Origin of the sequence: Rosistilla carotiformis (assembly GCF_007753095.1) — a bacterium.
Classification (GTDB): Bacteria; Planctomycetota; Planctomycetia; order Pirellulales; family Pirellulaceae; genus Rosistilla; species Rosistilla carotiformis.
Window position 1 is genome coordinate 3,849,722 of the sequence record NZ_CP036348.1, and the last position, 17,626, is coordinate 3,867,347.

Consider the following 17,626-nt stretch of genomic DNA (forward strand, 5'->3'; position numbering starts at 1 on the left):
GCAGTGCCGAGCGTGCGATTAAAACTGCACCGCTTCGCGGATCTGGAATTCGGCCCAGACCGGCAGATGATCGCTGATCGCTTGGGCTTCAGCGATCGTCAGGTTGTATTGCCGAAGAAAGTCGATCGCCCCGGAATCGCCAAGGAATTCGGTCGTATTGTTGCGGTTGAACAACAGATTGGATGTCTGGCGTTGGGCGTGGATGTCCGAGGGCGTTCCTTCCAGGGCAAATCGAATGTCGGCCGATGCGTACTTGGCCAGTTCGTAATCGCCAGCAAAAAAGCAGCCGGCGAGAATGACATCGTCCTCGCCCCGGCCGTCGTGTTGGATCGAATGGAACAGCGACGTCAGCAGCTCCAACTCCTTCTGCGGATTGTCGGGATCGACGTAAACGTTGGCCATCGAGAAGGTCCAGGCATCGTGTGGATCGACGCCAACGGTGCGGAACCATCCGACCAACGGTTCGTAAGCGATCTGATTCGCGGGGTCGGTAACGGTGTAGGTTTGCTTCAGATCGGCTTCCACCCGTTGGCGATCGAAGATGAACCCGAGCAGTTGTTGATATCCGTCGGGGCCAACTTGCGGGCCCGCGATGAAATCGTAAGTCCGGCCGTCGCGATTCAGATATTCGACGATCCGTGGAAACAGTTCGCGGCGGTCGGCGTCGACTTCCTGCACGGCGATCAAGTCGATCTGCTGCAGCAACCGCACGATAAAGTCCATCGTTTTGGGATCGCTGACCTTCTCGCGACTGAATTCCCGCAGGTTGAAGGTCCCTAATCGGATCGTCCCGGGCGTCGCTTGCCGGCTGGAAACCGTCTGCACCCCAACGCCGGGAAGACTCAGCGGCGGCAGCGATGATCCCGGAGCGGAGAATCCACTGCCCGGTTCGGCGGTGGCGGAGCTGAACATCGCGCGGAGATCCTGGACCACGCCGGCGCTCGATTCGCGTCGCTTTAAGTGCAGCCCGTCGATCCCTTCGATCTCGTAGAATTTGACCAACGCGATAATCGCAATGACAGATACGACGATCAGATTAAGAACAAACTTCATTTTTGCGGTCTCCGAGCCCCGGGACATGCGATCACTAATGATTTCCTTGTTTTCGGCGATTTCGGTTAATGGAAGTCAGTCGCGGCGGCCGCTTCGGTCGATCCCAACGCCAGCGAAGCGGATTGCAACGATCTTGACGATAGCGCGGGCAACGGCTAATGGCAGGCTGACAAAATGCTCGATGATCGGTATCCTGGAGGCTTCCCAAGCCGTGTCGGATTGGCGCGGTGCGGAGTTCCCATTACTCGCACACTTTCCTGCCGCTATCTACAGTTAAACATCTCATGGTTGAAGTCAAAGTACCCACCGTCGGCGAATCGATCAGCGAAGTTCAAATCGGCCGTTGGCTGAAGCAACAAGACGAATGGGTCGAAGCCGACGAAGATCTGGTCGAAATTGAAACCGAAAAAGCCTCGGTTCAAATCCCTTCGCCTTCGGCCGGCTATCTGCGGAACATCACCAAGCAGCAGGATGAGTTCGCTAAAGTGGGCGACGTGATCGCTCAAATCGAAGCGGGTGAAGCTCCTTCGGCCAACGGTACGGCATCGACCGCCGCGGCGGCACCGGCTGGCGAATCGGCCGACGACGCCCGCGTGATGCCAGCGGCTGCCCGATTGATCGCCGAACATAACCTCAACCCGGCCGACATCAAAGCAACCGGACCGGGCGGACGCCTGTTGAAGGAAGATGTTGTCGACCACATCTCCGGCGCGACGATTTCCAAAGTCCCCGCGGCCGCGCCGAAGCAACCGGCTGCCGCACCCGCGAAAGCCAGCGAAGAGCGTCCACGGACATCGCTGATGACCTCGGGCGAACACCGGGCTGAGGAAGTCAAACCGCTGAGCATGCTGCGTCGCACGATCGCCGCACGGTTGGTCGAAGCGCAACACAACGCGGCGTTGTTGACCACGTTCAACGAAATCGACATGGAACCTGTCAAGGAATTGCGATCCAAATACAAGGACGCGTTCCAGAAGAAGCACGGCGTCAAGCTGGGCTTTATGTCGTTCTTCGCCAAAGCGGCTGTCGAAGCGCTCCGTCGCTTCCCCGCCGTCAATTCGGAGATTCGCGGCAACAACATCGTCTATCGCCATTATTATGACATCGGAATCGCGATCGGTGGCGGTAAGGGACTTGTTGTGCCGATTCTGCGGAACGTCGAATTCATGTCGTTTGCCGACGTCGAACGAGCGATCTCCGATTTCGCTGACGACGCGCAAGCCAACCGCTTGAACCCACAAGATCTCGACGGCGGAACGTTCACGATCAGCAACGGCGGGATCTACGGATCGCTGCTGTCGACGCCGATCGTCAATCCACCGCAAAGCGGCATCTTGGGACTGCACTCGATCCAAGATCGGCCGATGGCGATCAATGGGGAAGTTGTGATCCGACCGATGATGTACGTCGCGTTGACCTACGACCATCGCGTCGTCGACGGCCGCGAAGCGGTCAGCTTCCTACGCGTCATCAAAGACGTTTTGGAAGATCCAGCACGACTGTTCCTGGAAGTGTAGAATGGGGCGATTGTCGTCCCTTCGGGTGCAGTAATGGCCCCTTCCGCAACCGCCCAAGGTGAAGGTTCGACAAACGAACCTTCACCGGAGCCGTTGCATTGAACCTCTCGCTTTTACGCGGCCTGCACGTTTGCATCGCTGCGTTTTTTCTTTTGCTCGCCCCGCTGGGGTCTGCCCATTCCCACGCCGCACCGGCCGCGACAACCGTCGCCAGCGCGGATCTCTTGATCGTCGGAGCGACCGAAGCGGGATGGGCCGCGGCGATTCAAGCCGCTCGCGGCGGTGTCGATTCCATCGTGATCGTGCATGATGGCCGTTGGTTTGGTGGCCAATTCACCGAACAGGCGTTGGCCTGCGTCGACGAAGATAAGGGAGTCGGCCGCGTCGGTTGGGGCGTCGATTGGCATCCAATGAAGCGATCGTTCCATCGCTCGGGACTCTTCAAGGAGTTGATGGACCGAATCGAAGCTTTCAACACGCAACAGTATGGCTCGCCGATGCCCGGGCGTCCCTATCACGGACCGTCGACGTTTCGCCCCGCCGAAGCCGAGGCGATCTTTCGCGAGATGATCGCTCCCTACATCGAAAGCGGCCAGATCCGCGTCCACTGGAACCTGTTTCCGATCGCTGCCGACGTGAGAGGTTCCCGGCTGCATGGCGTCACGTTTGCAGCAACCGATGGTGGCGAAGGGCGATTGTCGGTCGAAGCGCCGCTGACAATCGACGCTTCCGATTGGGGCGAGGTGATCCAAGTCGCGGGTGCAGGATTTCTGTGCGGCCCCGATCCGAATTCCCGTTTCGGCGAACCGAGCGCCCCGGATGATCTGAGCAGTCATCCGGCGAACGAGATGAATCCGATCACCTGGGCGATGATCGTCGCCGAATCGGAGGGCGAGACGCCGATCGGTCGGCCGCCGCGGTTCGACGATCGCAACTATCCGCGAGCGACACATTTCAGCCGCCAAGCGTTTGCCAATCTGCAATGGGACCAAGCGAATCCGGGGCTCGGTGCGATCCCGCACTGGCCCGATGCGGGAAATGAATCGCCGCGTCAGTTGAGCGTCTACACGGTCCGGCGCATCGTCGATGGAACGACCAGTCGCGACGGAAAGACATCGATCCTGTTGAACTATATGAACGGCCAGGACTATCCGCTGGAACGTTTGCCTGCGCCGGTGGCCGACGCGTTGGAAGCGACCGGCGAAGGAGCGTCGACGCAGAACATCGTGACGATGAATCGAGAGCAGCGGCAGATCATCTTCAACGATGCGAAGCAGCATGCGTTGGGGGTGCTGTATCACTTGCAAAACTTCGTCGATCAACGAGCCGGCGACAAAACGAACAGCTTCCGTCGCTTCCACTTGAGCGATGAATTCTGCACGCCCGATCGGCTGCCGCCGAAACCGTACATCCGCGAGGGATTGCGTTTGCAGGCGATGTACATGATGCGCGAACAGGATGGCCGCAATCGCGATGGCGTGACGAAGAACCTGGCCCAAGAGCGATTCGCCCACGTGATGTATCCCGACGGTCTGTTCGCTTGGCAGTTCCATTACGACTTCCACCGCACGGGACGAACGTATCTAAAATCGGAAGGGAATGACGGACCGTGGATCGATTTCCACAAACCAAATCGCCACACGAACTTCATGAGCGATCGATCGGTCTTCCCGCTGCGGAGTCTGATTCCAGCCGAGCTGGACGGCCTGATCGGCTCGCAAGGGAATGTCGGTTTCAGCAGCATCGTCAGCGCGGCGATCCGGTTGCACGATCAACGGATCCACATCGGCCAAGCGAGCGGCGCTGTGGCGGTGGTTGCGTTGCGCGAAGGGATCGATCCGCGAGCGATCCCCTACGACCGAGCGTTGCTGGAAGCGGTCCGCCACGAATTGTGTGATCCCAATGCCGAGGGAGTGCCACTGTTGATCTGGCCTTTCCGCGACCTCGATCCCAGTCATGAGTCCTTCGTCGCGATCAATCGCCTGGCCGCGCTTGGGCTGTTGCCGATCGGTCCGCGCGAGGTCGACTTCGCTGCCGACGAACCAGCGACCGCGGCGTGGCTAGGGGAACTTCACGACCGCGGTTTTGAATTCGAACCGTCTGCGGAATCAGAGGTCACTCGGGGTGAGATCTGTCTCCAATTTTGGGATCAGGTTCAGCAGCAAGGTTGGACGCGTCTAGCCTTCCATCGTATTGACGATCGGGACGCCGATGGAGATGGAATCGCCGACCGCGACGACCCGCTGTTGTTCACGCCTAACGAACCGATCGTGTTCGAGATCGAGCGACCGAAGCTTGGGCCCGACAGCGACGGAATCCCCGCGGCGGAATTGACCCGCGGAAACGGGGGCGATCTCCGCTTGATCGACTTCCGCGGCCCCGGCGGATCGCCAGCGAAAGGTTGGTCGACCGATCACGGCGACGCGTTTGATGGCGAACGAGGTTATGGATGGAGCCGCGATCTGCGTTCCCACCATCGCCGACGTCACGTTTATGAAGGCCCTCGCGACACGTTCCTGTTCACTCGCGATCGCGACCTTTGGGAGTGCAAACTCCCCAACGGAAAGTATTCGGTCACCATTTGCATTGGGGATTCGGGACACGACCAGCCCGGTCAGAACGTCATCGTCGAAGGCGTTCGTTTCGCCGAGGACCTGTCGACCGTCGCGGGGATGTTCGCCGAGCGGACGAAGATCGTCGAGGTCCGCGACGGGCGGCTTTCGGTCGAACTGGGCAAGCCGGCGGCGTCGTCCAACACGGCGATCAATTGGGTGGCAATCGAAGCCGCCGAGTGACGGATGTTTTTTATTGTTCACGCCCGAAACGGTGGGAGTGCAGAAGGTGAGCGGAGGATGCACTGCGTTGGGCGACGTCACCCGGAAATGTTTGTGTTGCGGTCGCCGACTCGCGACAGACGTCATGCGATCGATGACTTTTCCTATGGATTGCGGGTCCAAACAGGGGTTGTTTGCGTTGAGTAGACGACAAGCATGGATAGATCATTGCCCCGGCCTAGCGTCAAACCGTGGTCGATTCTCAAGTGTGCCATGACTAGAAGGTGTAGAATGTTGGTTTGATGCGACACCTCTGCGCCCCTCATCGACCCTAAAAGCTAAGAGAGGACGCAAGCTATCATGAACGGATCCTCCCTCTTTCGCCAACAGACGATCTCGGATATCGCTGACTGGGACAGTTCGGCATTTGGTTCGGCGATCGATATTGTCCAGCTGACACCGGGACGTTTTTCCAGTACGCAACAGATCGTCGACTTGGGTTGCCTGCAGGTGCTTCGGATGTCGGTCAATCAAGCGGTGGCCGCACGCGGTCGCGGGGCGACATCGCGCTATGCCGCGGTGATGTTCGATGATTCTCACGAGGGAAATTTCGCGCATGTGCGGATCCAACGCGATCGGTTGGTCGTCTTGCCGCCGCACCTCGATTTTGCTGGATGTGTCCGTCACCAAGGCTTTCGCTGCACCGCGACCTTCATTTCGTCGCAATATGTGGAAGACTATTACCGCACCCTGACTGGCGAAACGCTCTGCCTGCCACCGGAAAACAAGACGGGCCTGATCGCCGACGATGCGATCGCGGGGCGGGTCCAATTGTGTGTCGATTCCTTGTTGGATGCCGCCAGCAACAACGACGAATGCGTTCAGCATGCGGAGTATCGGGCGGCAATCATCGACGAATTAACGACACTGATGCTCCGGCCGCTTCAATCGCTGGCGATCTCGGACGATGAAAAACCGCAGCCACAGATTGCCAAAGCGCATCGGTTGGTAAACCAGTTGGAAGACTATATCATCGACAACCCGGGAACTTCGGTCCGGTTGATCGATTTGTGCGAGCACGCCGGGGTCAGCGAGCGGACGCTGCAATACGCGTTTCAACGTGTGCTTGGGCTCTCCCCGATGCAATACCTGACGCGCTGTCGTTTGCATCAAGTGCACGCCGCGCTGAATCAAGGGACCGCGCAATCGACGACGGTATCAGCCGAAGCCTGTCGGTGGGGATTCTGGCATCTGAGCGAGTTTGCGCAGGCGTATCGGCTCCAATTTGGTGAACTGCCTTCGGAAACGTTGCACGCCCGAAAATAGCGAACGATGCATTGGTCAATGCCAATGCATCGGCAACGGCTGCACTGTCGCGGGCACTCTCCGCCGATGCCCTTCACCCACGTGCTAAAACGGCGCTTTGGCGGCCGATTGGAATTTTGACGATACGTCCCCCGAGAGATTAATGTTGTCGGGATCCAGTGTCATCACGGCAGCACCAGGGCTGAGATCCATCTTCGAAAGATCGGCCCAGATCACGTTGGGACTGGTCGTCAGTTCAAAGAAGTAACGCAACTTGGTCAAGTTCATGACGGTGCGATATTCGGTGTTGTAGATTCCAAACCCTTTGTATGGGGCACCGAAGGGAACGGAAACGTTGCGGGCGATCGCCAGTACACCCGCAACCGCTTCGCGTTCGTCTTTCGGTTCGGGCAGAAGTGCCGCGTAGTAGCTGGCGCGTTGAAAACGATCGGTCGGTTTGACGTTCCCCGGCAGCGGCGTTTCGCTGCTCGGATTCGAGAAGTCGAGCTTACCGAGCAATTCGATCTGCTGATCATAAGTCGGATCGTTGGTCATGATTTGGAATTCCCGACCGTGATGGACCACTAATTTTCCATCGATGAATTCCAAGATCGCCGAATCGCCGCTGGCGTCTTCGATCGCCAGATGGACCGTTGCCATGCGGCCTTTCGCTTCGACCATCACGATTTGGATCTCTTCTTGCAGGGCAAGGGCTTCTTCCACGTTGGCCGCGTTGTCCAACAGATATTGTCCCCAAAGACCGGCATGAACCGCAGGCTTGCTGTTGTCACGCTCACCAAAGTTTGTGGCGGTCAGATAGAGCATGTGAACGCCCAGCCCCTTCTCGTTGAACCCGTCGGCGGTCCCGATCCCGTAAACGGTGGTTACCAGGCTGCCATATTTGGACGTCCACTTGGCCGGGTTCTCTTTCACCAACACCTGAGGTCCGATCCGTCCGCCGTCGTGCGATAGCCCGCGTGGCAGTACGGTCAATACCGGCTCAGTCGTCGTGGGCCAGTCCATCGTCCGCGAAACGACAACCGCCAGTTTATTGTTGTTCCAAAGAATGCGGGAACACGCTTGAACCGACGACGCGGCCACGACCAATGCCAACAAGCCAAGACAGGCTATCGAAATTCCACTCATCAGTTACCTCAAAGTTAGCTATCGAACGATCGGTATTGCACGGGTAACTAGGTATTCAGATCCGTCCGAACCCGATGCCCTGTGCTGTGTGGCGAATGGTTATATTGCAAACGCGTTGCGGCCAACACCCACCACGCCCCATCGACCATTGCGACAACGCACTTTCAACGGTTGTCGTGACGGCGACGGCTCGCATCCATTGCGAAGTGTGGACGAATTCAATGCTACGCACGTACGCGCACGAGGCGTTCCTGTAGCGCGGCGATTCGAATCGCCGCGCTGTCGCTGCAAAAAGCTGGCGTCCGCGTGAAGCGTACCGTCGATCCGGGCTACGCCTCGATCGCGTTGGCCTGCAGGAAATCGTCCGGGATGTCGGCTGTCTTTTGGGCGACAAGCGCGAAGTAGTACAGCGGAGTTCCTTCCATTGATAATCGATGCCGGTAGCGTTCGATGTGATGGATATCGAGATATTTGGAGAAGATCAACTCGCGGATGAATCGAGAAAATCCCGAACTGTCGGCGCGATCGAGGAAGGTTTCTTTGATGTTGAACGCCACCCAGCCCCCCTTGGCGACAAACTGCAACGATTGGAAGAACGCTTGCGGTGGGATGTCGCCGAACCCCAACGCGGCGACCGAAGTCAGGCAATCGATCGACCAATCGGAGATTTCTTCCACCATTTCCGGTTTCAGATTTGTGAAATCGGCGACGTAATATTCGTCGTAGACCGCGGGACGATCGCGAAAGCAAGCATCTTTCGCCTCAGGAATGATATCCGCCCCAATCAGCCGGGCGACGCCGTAGGACTTCAAGATTTCGCCCATCATGCCATTGCCGGCTCCCAGATCCAGAACCCGCATCTCGGTGAAGTTCTGTTCGCTTCCGTCGAGTGTCCGTTTGAGCAGTTCGCCGACCTTTTTGGGCGATGTACACTTCAGGCGGTCATAAAAAACCTGCTCGTAAAGTCCCGGACGCAGATAGATTTGGTCGTAGTCGTGAAAACGGAGCTTGAGACGGCGGTCCCCCTCCACCACGTGAAACGTCACCTCATCCTGTTCGAGGTCGTTGGCATCGTGAGGCGGGAATTGAATTCTGTGTCGGTGAGGCATGAGTCCTGTACAGGGTTGAGTTGCCATCGATGGCATATCGGTTCCAATTTTTCGGCGGCAGCGAGAAAATGGTGGTGAAAACGCCCGACTTCGCCGCGCGGGTGGTGTTGATTGAGAGTGCATCGGTGACCGGTCTGGCAGGACCGAACACGGACGCCAAAAAACCAACGCTGTGCCGCATCATTGTACGCGACGCGGGTCGACGGGGAATCCGGGGCAACTTTGCAGAAGACCTAGCAGTCGCCGATGCCGTCACCACACATCAAGAGGCCGACACGCGTGGTTGTTCGAAAGCGATCCGCTAGCGGTCGTGTCGTGGCGTCGATTGACCGCCTGACGTGAAGCATCGATGCTACCGGGTTCGAACATCCGCAGGTTTGGAGAAGCAGGCAAGCAGGGGCTCACGACCGTTGAACGCTTCGATTGTGGGATACCACAGCAAGGTTGCCGAGAACCGCGCCAGTCGGCTTCAGCGTCTCGTCGAGTTCCCTAAGAGCGGATCACCCGACGAGACCGTTGCCGATCAACAAAAAGCAGGTTTGCCCGGAAGTTGAGTCTCACTGACGGGCGGCTGGGTTGTTATATTGGCGAACATGAGCCACCCGATTGACCTCGACCGAATTGTGCTTGCCCTTCAGCAATTGGGGGCGGAGACCGATGCGCACTACGATTATCTCCGCGATTCAGTAGCAGCCGGGGAATCGATCGACGCGATTCTGGCGCGGTTGGAATCCGATGGCGTGATCGATGCACCGCGTGCTTCGGTGGTCCGCGAGCTGGTCGAAACGCTCCCCGAATCGGCCTCGCAGCAGGAATTCCAGGAACGGCTCGACGTGGCGCTGCAAACCTTGCCGCCGACCGCTTCGCATTCGGATTCCGACCCCGACGATACCGTTGACGATTCACAGCAAGATTCGGTCAAGCTGGAGTCGCAGGGACAGGAATCGTTCAGCACCGTCCTTCCCAGCGACGAACACGACCCGTACCAAACGCTACCCAGTGCCGATCTAAAACCGATCCGTGACGTCGCGTCCCACGGGCAAGATCGCTTTCGCAAAATCCGCAAACACGCCGAAGGTGGCTTGGGGATGGTCTCGCTGGCGCAAGACCTCGACTTTGGTCGCGACGTCGCCATCAAGGAGATCAAAGAGCGATTTGCTGACATCCTGGACAGCCAATCGCGGTTCATATACGAAGCCGAGGTGACCGGGCGTTTGGAACACCCCGGGGTCGTGCCGGTCTACGCTTTGGGACGGTACGACGATGGACGCCCGTATTACGCGATGCGTTTCATCACCGGCAAGAGCCTGGCCGACGAGATCGCCACATTGCACGCCCCTGAAAATGCAGCGCACTTTTCCGGTCGCTTGCGCAGTCTGCTGAATCGATTTCAAAGCGTCTGCAACACGATCGAATACGCGCACAGCCGAGGTGTGCTGCATCGCGATCTGAAGCCGGCCAATATCATGTTGGGAGAATACGGCGAAAACCTGGTCGTCGACTGGGGATTGGCCAAGGCGAGCGATCATGTGGGCGATGCGGTCAAGGAAGGGCAGCCTACTCCGCTGTCGGGCTCCGGTGCGGCGCAGACACAGCACGGCGCCGTGATCGGCACGCCCTATTACATGTCGCCCGAACAAGCCTCCGGCGATCCGCAGCAAATGGGACCGCAAGCGGACGTCTACAGTCTCGGGGCGACACTGTATCATTTGATGACCGGGGCAGCTCCGTTTGCCAATCAAGGGCTCGGGTCGATTAAGGAGCTGTTGGATCAGGTCCGAAGCGGAAAAGTCCCCTCGCCCCGATCGATTCGTGGAGATCTTCCGAAGTCGCTGTCGGCGATTTGTCTGGCGGCGATGGATCCCGATCGAGAGAAACGCTATAAGTCCGCGCGTGAATTGGCCGACGACGTCGACCGCTACCTGGCCGACGAACGGGTCTCCGTTGTCCGCGAATCCTTGATGGGGCGTGTCGGCCGTTGGGCGCGAAAGAACCGCAGCTGGAGTGCGGCATTGATCGCGTCGACGTTTGTGATCGCGATCGCTACCTCGTTGGCGTCCGTCATCACTTTAAATGCGTTGGAAGAAACGAAAACCGCGCAGCGGGCTGTCGAACGCGCCAACGTTGAGCTGCAAAGTCAACTAGCACTGTCGCAAGCCGAACAAGATTTTGATCAGCAGATCGTTGCCGAAGAGAAGCGTCAAAGCCAACCCACGTTGCCGCTGGCGGAAATGCGGCTGGAACCCGAATTGGCGCAAGCGCTGAACCATACATTGGTCGAAATCGAAACGCTACGAGAACGCGTGGGCGAATCACCAGAGGACGCGGTGCGGCGGATGCGTTTGCTGAACGTCTGGACCAATCCATTGAACATGTTGTTGAACCAACGCGTGATCACCCTCTCGATCGAACAGCAAATCCATTCCCAGCAGCAGCGAATCGGCAAGGAATACCCCTGGCCTGAAGCACCCGATGTCGTTGATACACTCGCGGACATTCAACAACGTCTGACGACACGTTTGCATCAATGGCGTCCGTTGGTTGCCCAAGAATATCCCGCGGACGTTTTTTCGTCTGAAGGTGACCAATGGGTCCGCGGTCCGGTCGAGTTCAGCGATGAATGGCTTGTGCCTCTGCAAGCGAGTCCCAAGGGAAACGTTTCGGTTTCGATCGAATTCGGCGAAGCCTCGCTTCAGACGCCGATGATCGGATTGGTGCTGAACGACCACGCCGACAGTTCCTACCAATTTGTCGTCGCCGATCAGAACTACGACCCGTCGTATCTGCCGGACGATCTGATTTCGTTGGCCGAATCGAATCAATCGGATCGCGTGCGGATGTACATCATTCGCAAAGATCCGCTGCGAGGCGACAGCATCCTGCGACAGAAACCCATCTCACTGGGCACGAATCTGCGTCTACGCGCTCGACGTCAAGCGGTAACCCATCTGACGTTTTCGGTCGGCGATCGCGACGTGATGGAATTCCAAGATCCGTTTCCACTGAACCCTGCTCAAGCCGGTCAACTCGGGGTGATCTGTCCCTCGGCGGCGATCGTCGGCAAACCGGTCTTGGAGTATCAGGTCGCCGATGCCACTTCACTGGTGACCGATCGGGAGATTCAATTGGGAGACGAAGCGTTTGCCGCGGACGATCTCAGTTCGGCGCGGACTCACTACGCCAAACGTCCACAAGATGTCGAAGCGCTGTTCAAACTTGCGTTGACCTATGAATACGACGCGCCAGAGACCTATTTCCAACAGCTCGAAGCGATCATCGAAAACCATTCTCCGAGCGGTTCGGATGATGCAAACGCGTCGCGTTGGTACCTCTACGCGGCGGTTCGTCTATTGGCGGTCTATGCGGACACGCCGGTATTGCGCGTGCGGATGTCCTACTTACACGACAAATTGCAGACACTGTATTCGATGGAAGATGTGCAGCGTTTGATCCCCGTGTCGGACAAACTTCAGTTTTCCAAAATGCTTGTCAAATCGGGACAGCGGTCGCGGCTCGCGTTCTTAACCGAAGGGGACGCCGAGGCGCTGCGGTCAACGATCGATCTTTTCAGTGAAGATCCCACGTGGCGACGGATGGCGATCTGGCGGTGGTGCGACGCGATTCGCTGCGACCGCCATTTGACACCTCACGAAGCGCGGATGCAGGCGCTCCCCGAACTTCGGTCGTTGCTTGACGAAATCGCCGGACTTTCCAAGCCGGACGAGATCGAACGGACGGCGATGCTGGGCGATCTCGTTTGGATGTTGATCTTGGAGAAGCGATACGATGAAGCGTTGCAAGCGATTTCTCCGTGGCTGCACGACGACATCGACCAAATTGCGACGGTCCATCTTCCGCTGCTGATCGATCGGGCGAGGCTCGCCTACGCCCAAGGGGACGCGACGGCTGCGCGGCGCGACCTCGAAGCGTTTCTCGCCCGCGTCGATCCGAAGCGTCCGATCGAAGGGATTCATTATTCGCATTTCAGCGAAGCGTGTGGCATCTTGGGAATCATCCTGGAAGAACAGGGGGATCCCGATGGCGCCTACAAGCTGTGGCTCGACGGGCGGATCCGGAATTGGTACAAGGGCTGGCCGACACCGCAAGAACTTTCCAGCATCTCCGGCGTCCCCATGGTTCTTGAAGCATTTAGTGCCGACACGATCTTGTTGTGTTGGTCCGACGGCTACCGCCCGGGCGAAATGCGGAGTGTGATGGAGGCCGTCTTGGGCGGGTCGGGGGTTGATGACCGTGTCCTTCTAAACATCATCCTGCGGAGCGAAAAGATTCCGCCGGAGTGGATCGAGAAGATCTCATCGCATGTGTTCAGCGGTCCCCGCGGTCGACAGATCGGACGAGGGAAATTGTTGCGGCAAGATTCGATGCGCGACGTCTTCCTGCTGCCGCTGTACATGATCCTGTACCAGGGGATTTTGCAGATCGCCTACGAAGGGGACGAAACGCTGGAGAAGTATCCCGAAACCGATGACGTTTTGTACCGGCAATGCATCTCGCTGATCGAGCATTTCCAAAACGGCGAGTTCTATCAACGCGAGATGCAGTTTATCGTAGGCGCTTGGTCGGGCGTCGATTGGAATGCGAAGACGTTCGAAGAACTTGCCCAACGTTTGAACGACCAACAACTGAGCTCCGGATTGGCGTTGGTCTTCGCAATCCAGATGATCAAATACCATGACAAACTGGAATTGGGACGCGGCATCCTGCAACGCTACGTCTTTGACCATGCCGACGAAGTCCCCGGTTTGTACCTTCAGATGGCCCGCGACATCCTGCAACGCAAACCGGTTCCGTAGCCGAATCCGACTGGTTTGTGCCACGACGGCAACTAAAGTAGTGGATGCGTCGCCCGCTCGATGAACGATCGGTCGTGTGATCCCTGCTGATGACCCTTGATCTAAACCACCCCAAAGTGCTGATCCGATGATGCGATTCGTTCAACAATGGCTGCTCCTACTGCTGGTCGCTAATGTCGCCGTTGGCGATCCGGCAGCCAAGTTTCCCGACGACACGCGGCTGTTCGTTGCCATTACCAACTTTAAGAGCTTTCAAGAAAAGATCGCCGCCACCAGTATTGGCAGGTTGTGGGATAGCCCCGCGATGGCGAACTTTCGCACCGAGTTCTCCGACAGCGAACAAGATTTTGCGGCCCGGCTGCGGCGTGCTTACGGTTTTGACGACAAACAGTTGGCGAAGTATGCGACCGGCAGGCTCTCCATCGCAGCGATCGAATCGGCCGCCGACGAACTGTCGATGAATTTCTTGGTCGAGATGTCACCCGACAGCGCGCAACAGTTGACCGAGCAAGCGGGCAAGCAATTGGTCGCCGATGGCGCGCGAGCCAGCGACGCAAGCTTTCCGATCGCTGCCAAAATCTATGACCTTGCCGATGGGCAACAAGTGCTTTACGCGACGACCGATGACGGTCTATTCATCAGCGGCGACTTGGCGATCGCCACGCGTATCGTGAAGGGCTGGTCCGATCCGGAAAATTGGAAGAGCCTGCAATCGGTTGCCGCCTACCAAAGGATCGCCGCCGCACCGCCCCGCGATGGCATCGCCGAATTCCACTGGTATGCCGATCTGATCCGGTTGGCCGTCGTGATGAACAAGAAGGAAGGGACCGTGTCGAGCGCCCATCCCGACCGCCCTCCCTTTCCGATGCGGCATGGATTTGCAGGAATTCAAGGAATGGGCGGCTTCGGTTGGATCAAAGCCGACGGGTTTGACTACCTGAACGATGTGCAAATCGATGCTCCGCCGCCTCGCGAAATGGCATTGAAGTCGCTCGACTTCGTCGCTGGCGACTTAACGCCTCCGCCGTTTGTTCTCGACACCACCAGCAATGCGATGGTCAACCGTTGGAACCTGCGTTCGATGTTGGCCAATATCGGTGACGTTTACGATGACATCACCGATGCACCCGGCGCGTGGCAGGCAACGTTGGAAGATTGGAAAAACGACCTTGGATTCGATCTGATCGATGGATTGCTGCCGATGTTGGAACCCGAAATCGTCACGCACAGCGATTACTTGGTGGACCAAAAACGGGAACGGACATTGATCGCGATTCCGATCAAAAATCCCCAAGTCCAAGAACGCCGCGTGGCGTCGTTGATTTATCGCTTCTTGCGTAACGACAACAAAGCGGTTCGATCGCGGTTGCCACGACAAAAGTTCGACCTCTGGGAAATCGCCTTGCAAGACAAACAGGGCAACTCCACCTTCACCCGCGCGGGCATTATGGTTGCCGACGGCCGGTTGTGGATTTCGACACACGCTTCGATGGTTCAGGACACCGTACTGGGTACGCAAGGCAAACCGTTGAGTGAAAGTGACGAGTTCGCGTCGATGACCCAACGGCTGCAACCGTGGACGACCGACCGCTCGTTTATGCGTGGTTTCGTTCGCGGCGATCGCGATATCCGTCATACCTACGAGGTGCTCCGCAGCGAAGGCCTCGAAGGACTCAAACGGGCCGAAAGCATGTATGGCAACATGCTGTTGATGCTGCTGAAGTCCGACAAAGATCGCCCCCAGCCGGACACCGATTTTGCAAAGCTGCCCCCCTTTGCTGAGGTTCAATCGTACTTCGGAATGATCGGTAGCATTGGCAACCTAACCGATTCGGGATGGTCGTTCGTGATCGGTGCCTACGACCGCGATTGATTCGTGCCGCCGCATGGAACGCCCGTGCCTGCAAGCGATGCATCCGTCGCTTGCCATCGCTGACTTGATTTCACAACTTGATTTTCCAACTTGAACCTGCACCATGATGAAACTTCGCTGCGCCCTGCCGTTGATCGGCTTGTGTTGGATGCTGTCGCAATCCGTCACCGCGGACGACTTGCCCGATCGAATCCGAAATGCTGCGTTCCAACCGATCGACGACGCCACGTTGCAGCAACGGCGGTTGGCCGCCGCCGATGCGTTGCGCGTCGCCGAATCGATGTTGCAGTACGCAGGCAGCGGTCCCGCATGGCAAGACTACTTGTTGTTTGATCCGTTGCGTGACGCCTTGATCAACAACCAAATTGACGACGACGCAATCGCCGCCGTCACGGCAACGATGTATCGATTGGCAGGCCTGCACGATGGAATCGAACGCCCCGCCCTGACACGGTTGCGATCGAACCTTGTCGACCTGCGCCGTGGTTTGGTGTTGGCTCGCCGACAAGCCGATGCCGCGGAAAAGCTGGCTCAATTCCAGCTGGATCTGGAACAATTCCCCGACGATCCCGAACTGCTCGCCGAGCGTCCGATGTCGCTGGAGCAGGCGTTTGCAGATCGCCAGGCGGAGCTTGCCGAACTTGTCACCCAGCTGCATGCAGCAACCACCGCGGCCCCATACCGACGGTTAGCGGAACTGACCGCGTGGTTCCAATCACACGAACAATTGCCGGGCGAATTGCGTCGCATCGCCGATCGGTTTGGCCGCGCCAACACGCATGTCGACATTGCAGCCCCGGCGTTAGCGACGATCACGGCGCGCCAAGTGACCGAAATCGAACCGATTCGAGAAAACAAAGACAAGGTCCAAGTCACCGGCCAAGCGGTCCTGACCGGCGTGGCGACGATGCACCCGGTCAGCGGACACGCACCGGGACAGTGTGAAGTCCGGTTTCAAGGGAACATTCAATCGACGATGAACGGCCGGCAAGGACCGGTCTCGTTTACGCTGCGTGGTGACACGGTACTGACGGCGCAGAAGACGGTGATATTTGCGGAACACCAGTTCGTCACACTCAAGGGAACCGCCCAGGCGAATTCCGACCTCCGCACCGAGCAGGTTTGCAGCAAGTTCCGCGGCGGGATCGGCAAATTGGTGCGGCGAATCGCGGGGAATGAAATCGCCAAAGAACAACCGCAAGCCCGGCACGATCTATCCCGCCGGTCGAGTGATTCGTTTTTGAAACGTTTCGATGAAGATATCGTTCAAGAGATCGCCGAAGCGCGCAGCGACTTTGAACTGGAGGTCCAACGATCTCTGCTGCGGTTGAACGTGCAGCCTAAAACGATCGACTTTCTCACCGACCCCAGCAAACTGACGCTAGCGTTGCGGTTCGATTCAGGACTTTCCCAGCCCGCCTACGCCGCGGTGCCGCAAACGGCGACGGGGGACATCGTGGTGACGCTGCACGAATCGACCGTCGGCAGCGTCTGCCAACGGATCTACGCAGGGCGGAAGATCGATAACATCCGCCGCGAGCTGAAGGTCTTGGGCATCAAGCTGTCAGAGGAGGAGGAGAAACAGATCCCCGAAGGAATGGGTATCCATTTTGCCGAAGATCGTCCGATTGAAGTCGAATTTGAAGGCAACAAGATTTCGATGATCCTGCGTGGCCAGACCTGGTTCTTGGACAAAACCCCTCTGGTCGCGATGAACGTTCGTTTTGGATACACGCTGGAACCGCGCGACGGAATGTTTGTCGCCGTGCGTGGCGAAGATGTTCAAGTCACAGCCCCCGAGGGGATGCGTGGCGGCCGATTCATTCAACAAATGAACGTACTGAAGCGACGCCTGCTGCAGGAACTGCCTCAGGAATTTAAGTTCGAACCGATTCCGGTCAGCAAGCTCCCCGATCCGGTCAACCGACTGGGGACTTTGAACGTTGTCAAAGTTCAAACTGCGGGCGGCTGGCTGAATGCTGGCTTGCAAGGGGATCGAAGCCGCCCCTAACGAAGCCGCCAGCAAGAACAATTG

10 protein-coding genes are annotated in these 17,626 nt (G+C 57.9%); 7 read left to right on the forward strand and 3 right to left on the reverse strand.

Annotated features, from left to right (window positions below):
• Positions 1–18: 18 nt before the first annotated feature.
• The gene (locus Poly24_RS13905) at positions 19–1,053 is read right to left on the reverse strand and encodes an endonuclease/exonuclease/phosphatase family protein (RefSeq protein ID WP_145096233.1); all 1,035 of its coding nucleotides are present in this window, start codon (positions 1,051–1,053) and stop codon (positions 19–21) included.
• Positions 1,054–1,337: 284 nt separating this feature from the next.
• Between Poly24_RS13905 and odhB the strand changes: the two genes are divergently transcribed.
• From odhB to Poly24_RS13920, 3 genes are all read left to right on the forward strand, one after another.
• A complete protein-coding gene (gene odhB, locus Poly24_RS13910; RefSeq protein WP_145096236.1) occupies positions 1,338–2,570 on the forward strand; it encodes a 2-oxoglutarate dehydrogenase complex dihydrolipoyllysine-residue succinyltransferase in 1,233 nt (410 codons plus the stop codon).
• 98 nt (positions 2,571–2,668) lie between these two features.
• Entirely contained in the window at positions 2,669–5,365 is a 2,697-nt protein-coding gene (locus tag Poly24_RS13915) for an FAD-dependent oxidoreductase (protein ID WP_145096239.1), read from the forward strand.
• 339 nt (positions 5,366–5,704) lie between these two features.
• Positions 5,705–6,670 (forward strand): helix-turn-helix domain-containing protein, encoded by a 966-nt coding sequence (locus Poly24_RS13920; protein WP_145096242.1) that lies wholly within the window; start codon positions 5,705–5,707, stop codon positions 6,668–6,670.
• 84 nt (positions 6,671–6,754) lie between these two features.
• Here Poly24_RS13920 and Poly24_RS13925 read toward each other — a convergent pair whose 3' ends face one another.
• Positions 6,755–7,795 (reverse strand): linear amide C-N hydrolase, encoded by a 1,041-nt coding sequence (locus Poly24_RS13925; protein WP_145096245.1) that lies wholly within the window; start codon positions 7,793–7,795, stop codon positions 6,755–6,757.
• Positions 7,796–8,124: 329 nt separating this feature from the next.
• The gene (locus Poly24_RS13930; RefSeq protein WP_145096247.1) at positions 8,125–8,904 is read right to left on the reverse strand and encodes a class I SAM-dependent DNA methyltransferase; all 780 of its coding nucleotides are present in this window, start codon (positions 8,902–8,904) and stop codon (positions 8,125–8,127) included.
• A 74-nt stretch (positions 8,905–8,978) separates the two neighbouring features.
• Here Poly24_RS13930 and Poly24_RS13935 point away from each other — a divergent pair, with 74 nt between their 5' ends.
• From Poly24_RS13935 to Poly24_RS13950, 4 genes are all read left to right on the forward strand, one after another.
• Entirely contained in the window at positions 8,979–9,209 is a 231-nt protein-coding gene (locus Poly24_RS13935; RefSeq protein ID WP_197451899.1) for a hypothetical protein, read from the forward strand.
• A 288-nt stretch (positions 9,210–9,497) separates the two neighbouring features.
• Positions 9,498–13,718 (forward strand): serine/threonine-protein kinase, encoded by a 4,221-nt coding sequence (locus Poly24_RS13940; RefSeq protein WP_145096253.1) that lies wholly within the window; start codon positions 9,498–9,500, stop codon positions 13,716–13,718.
• A 127-nt stretch (positions 13,719–13,845) separates the two neighbouring features.
• On the forward strand, positions 13,846–15,591 hold the full coding sequence (locus Poly24_RS13945) for a hypothetical protein (protein ID WP_145096256.1): 1,746 nt from the start codon (positions 13,846–13,848) through the stop codon (positions 15,589–15,591).
• A gap of 103 nt (positions 15,592–15,694) precedes the next feature.
• Positions 15,695–17,602, forward strand: coding sequence for a hypothetical protein (locus tag Poly24_RS13950; RefSeq protein ID WP_145096259.1), 1,908 nt, complete (start codon positions 15,695–15,697; stop codon positions 17,600–17,602).
• The last annotated feature ends 24 nt before the right edge of the window (positions 17,603–17,626 follow it).

What these genes read in the sequence shown, in the direction of transcription:
- Poly24_RS13905 (WP_145096233.1), bottom strand. Translation starts at nt 1,053, where the DNA reads ATGAAGTTTGTTCTTAATCTGATCGTCGTATCTGTCATTGCGATTATC.
- odhB (WP_145096236.1), top strand. Translation starts at nt 1,338, where the DNA reads ATGGTTGAAGTCAAAGTACCCACCGTCGGCGAATCGATCAGCGAAGTT.
- Poly24_RS13920 (WP_145096242.1), top strand. Translation starts at nt 5,705, where the DNA reads ATGAACGGATCCTCCCTCTTTCGCCAACAGACGATCTCGGATATCGCT.
- Poly24_RS13925 (WP_145096245.1), bottom strand. Translation starts at nt 7,795, where the DNA reads ATGAGTGGAATTTCGATAGCCTGTCTTGGCTTGTTGGCATTGGTCGTG.
- Poly24_RS13930 (WP_145096247.1), bottom strand. Translation starts at nt 8,904, where the DNA reads ATGCCTCACCGACACAGAATTCAATTCCCGCCTCACGATGCCAACGAC.
- Poly24_RS13940 (WP_145096253.1), top strand. Translation starts at nt 9,498, where the DNA reads ATGAGCCACCCGATTGACCTCGACCGAATTGTGCTTGCCCTTCAGCAA.
- Poly24_RS13945 (WP_145096256.1), top strand. Translation starts at nt 13,846, where the DNA reads ATGATGCGATTCGTTCAACAATGGCTGCTCCTACTGCTGGTCGCTAAT.
- Poly24_RS13950 (WP_145096259.1), top strand. Translation starts at nt 15,695, where the DNA reads ATGATGAAACTTCGCTGCGCCCTGCCGTTGATCGGCTTGTGTTGGATG.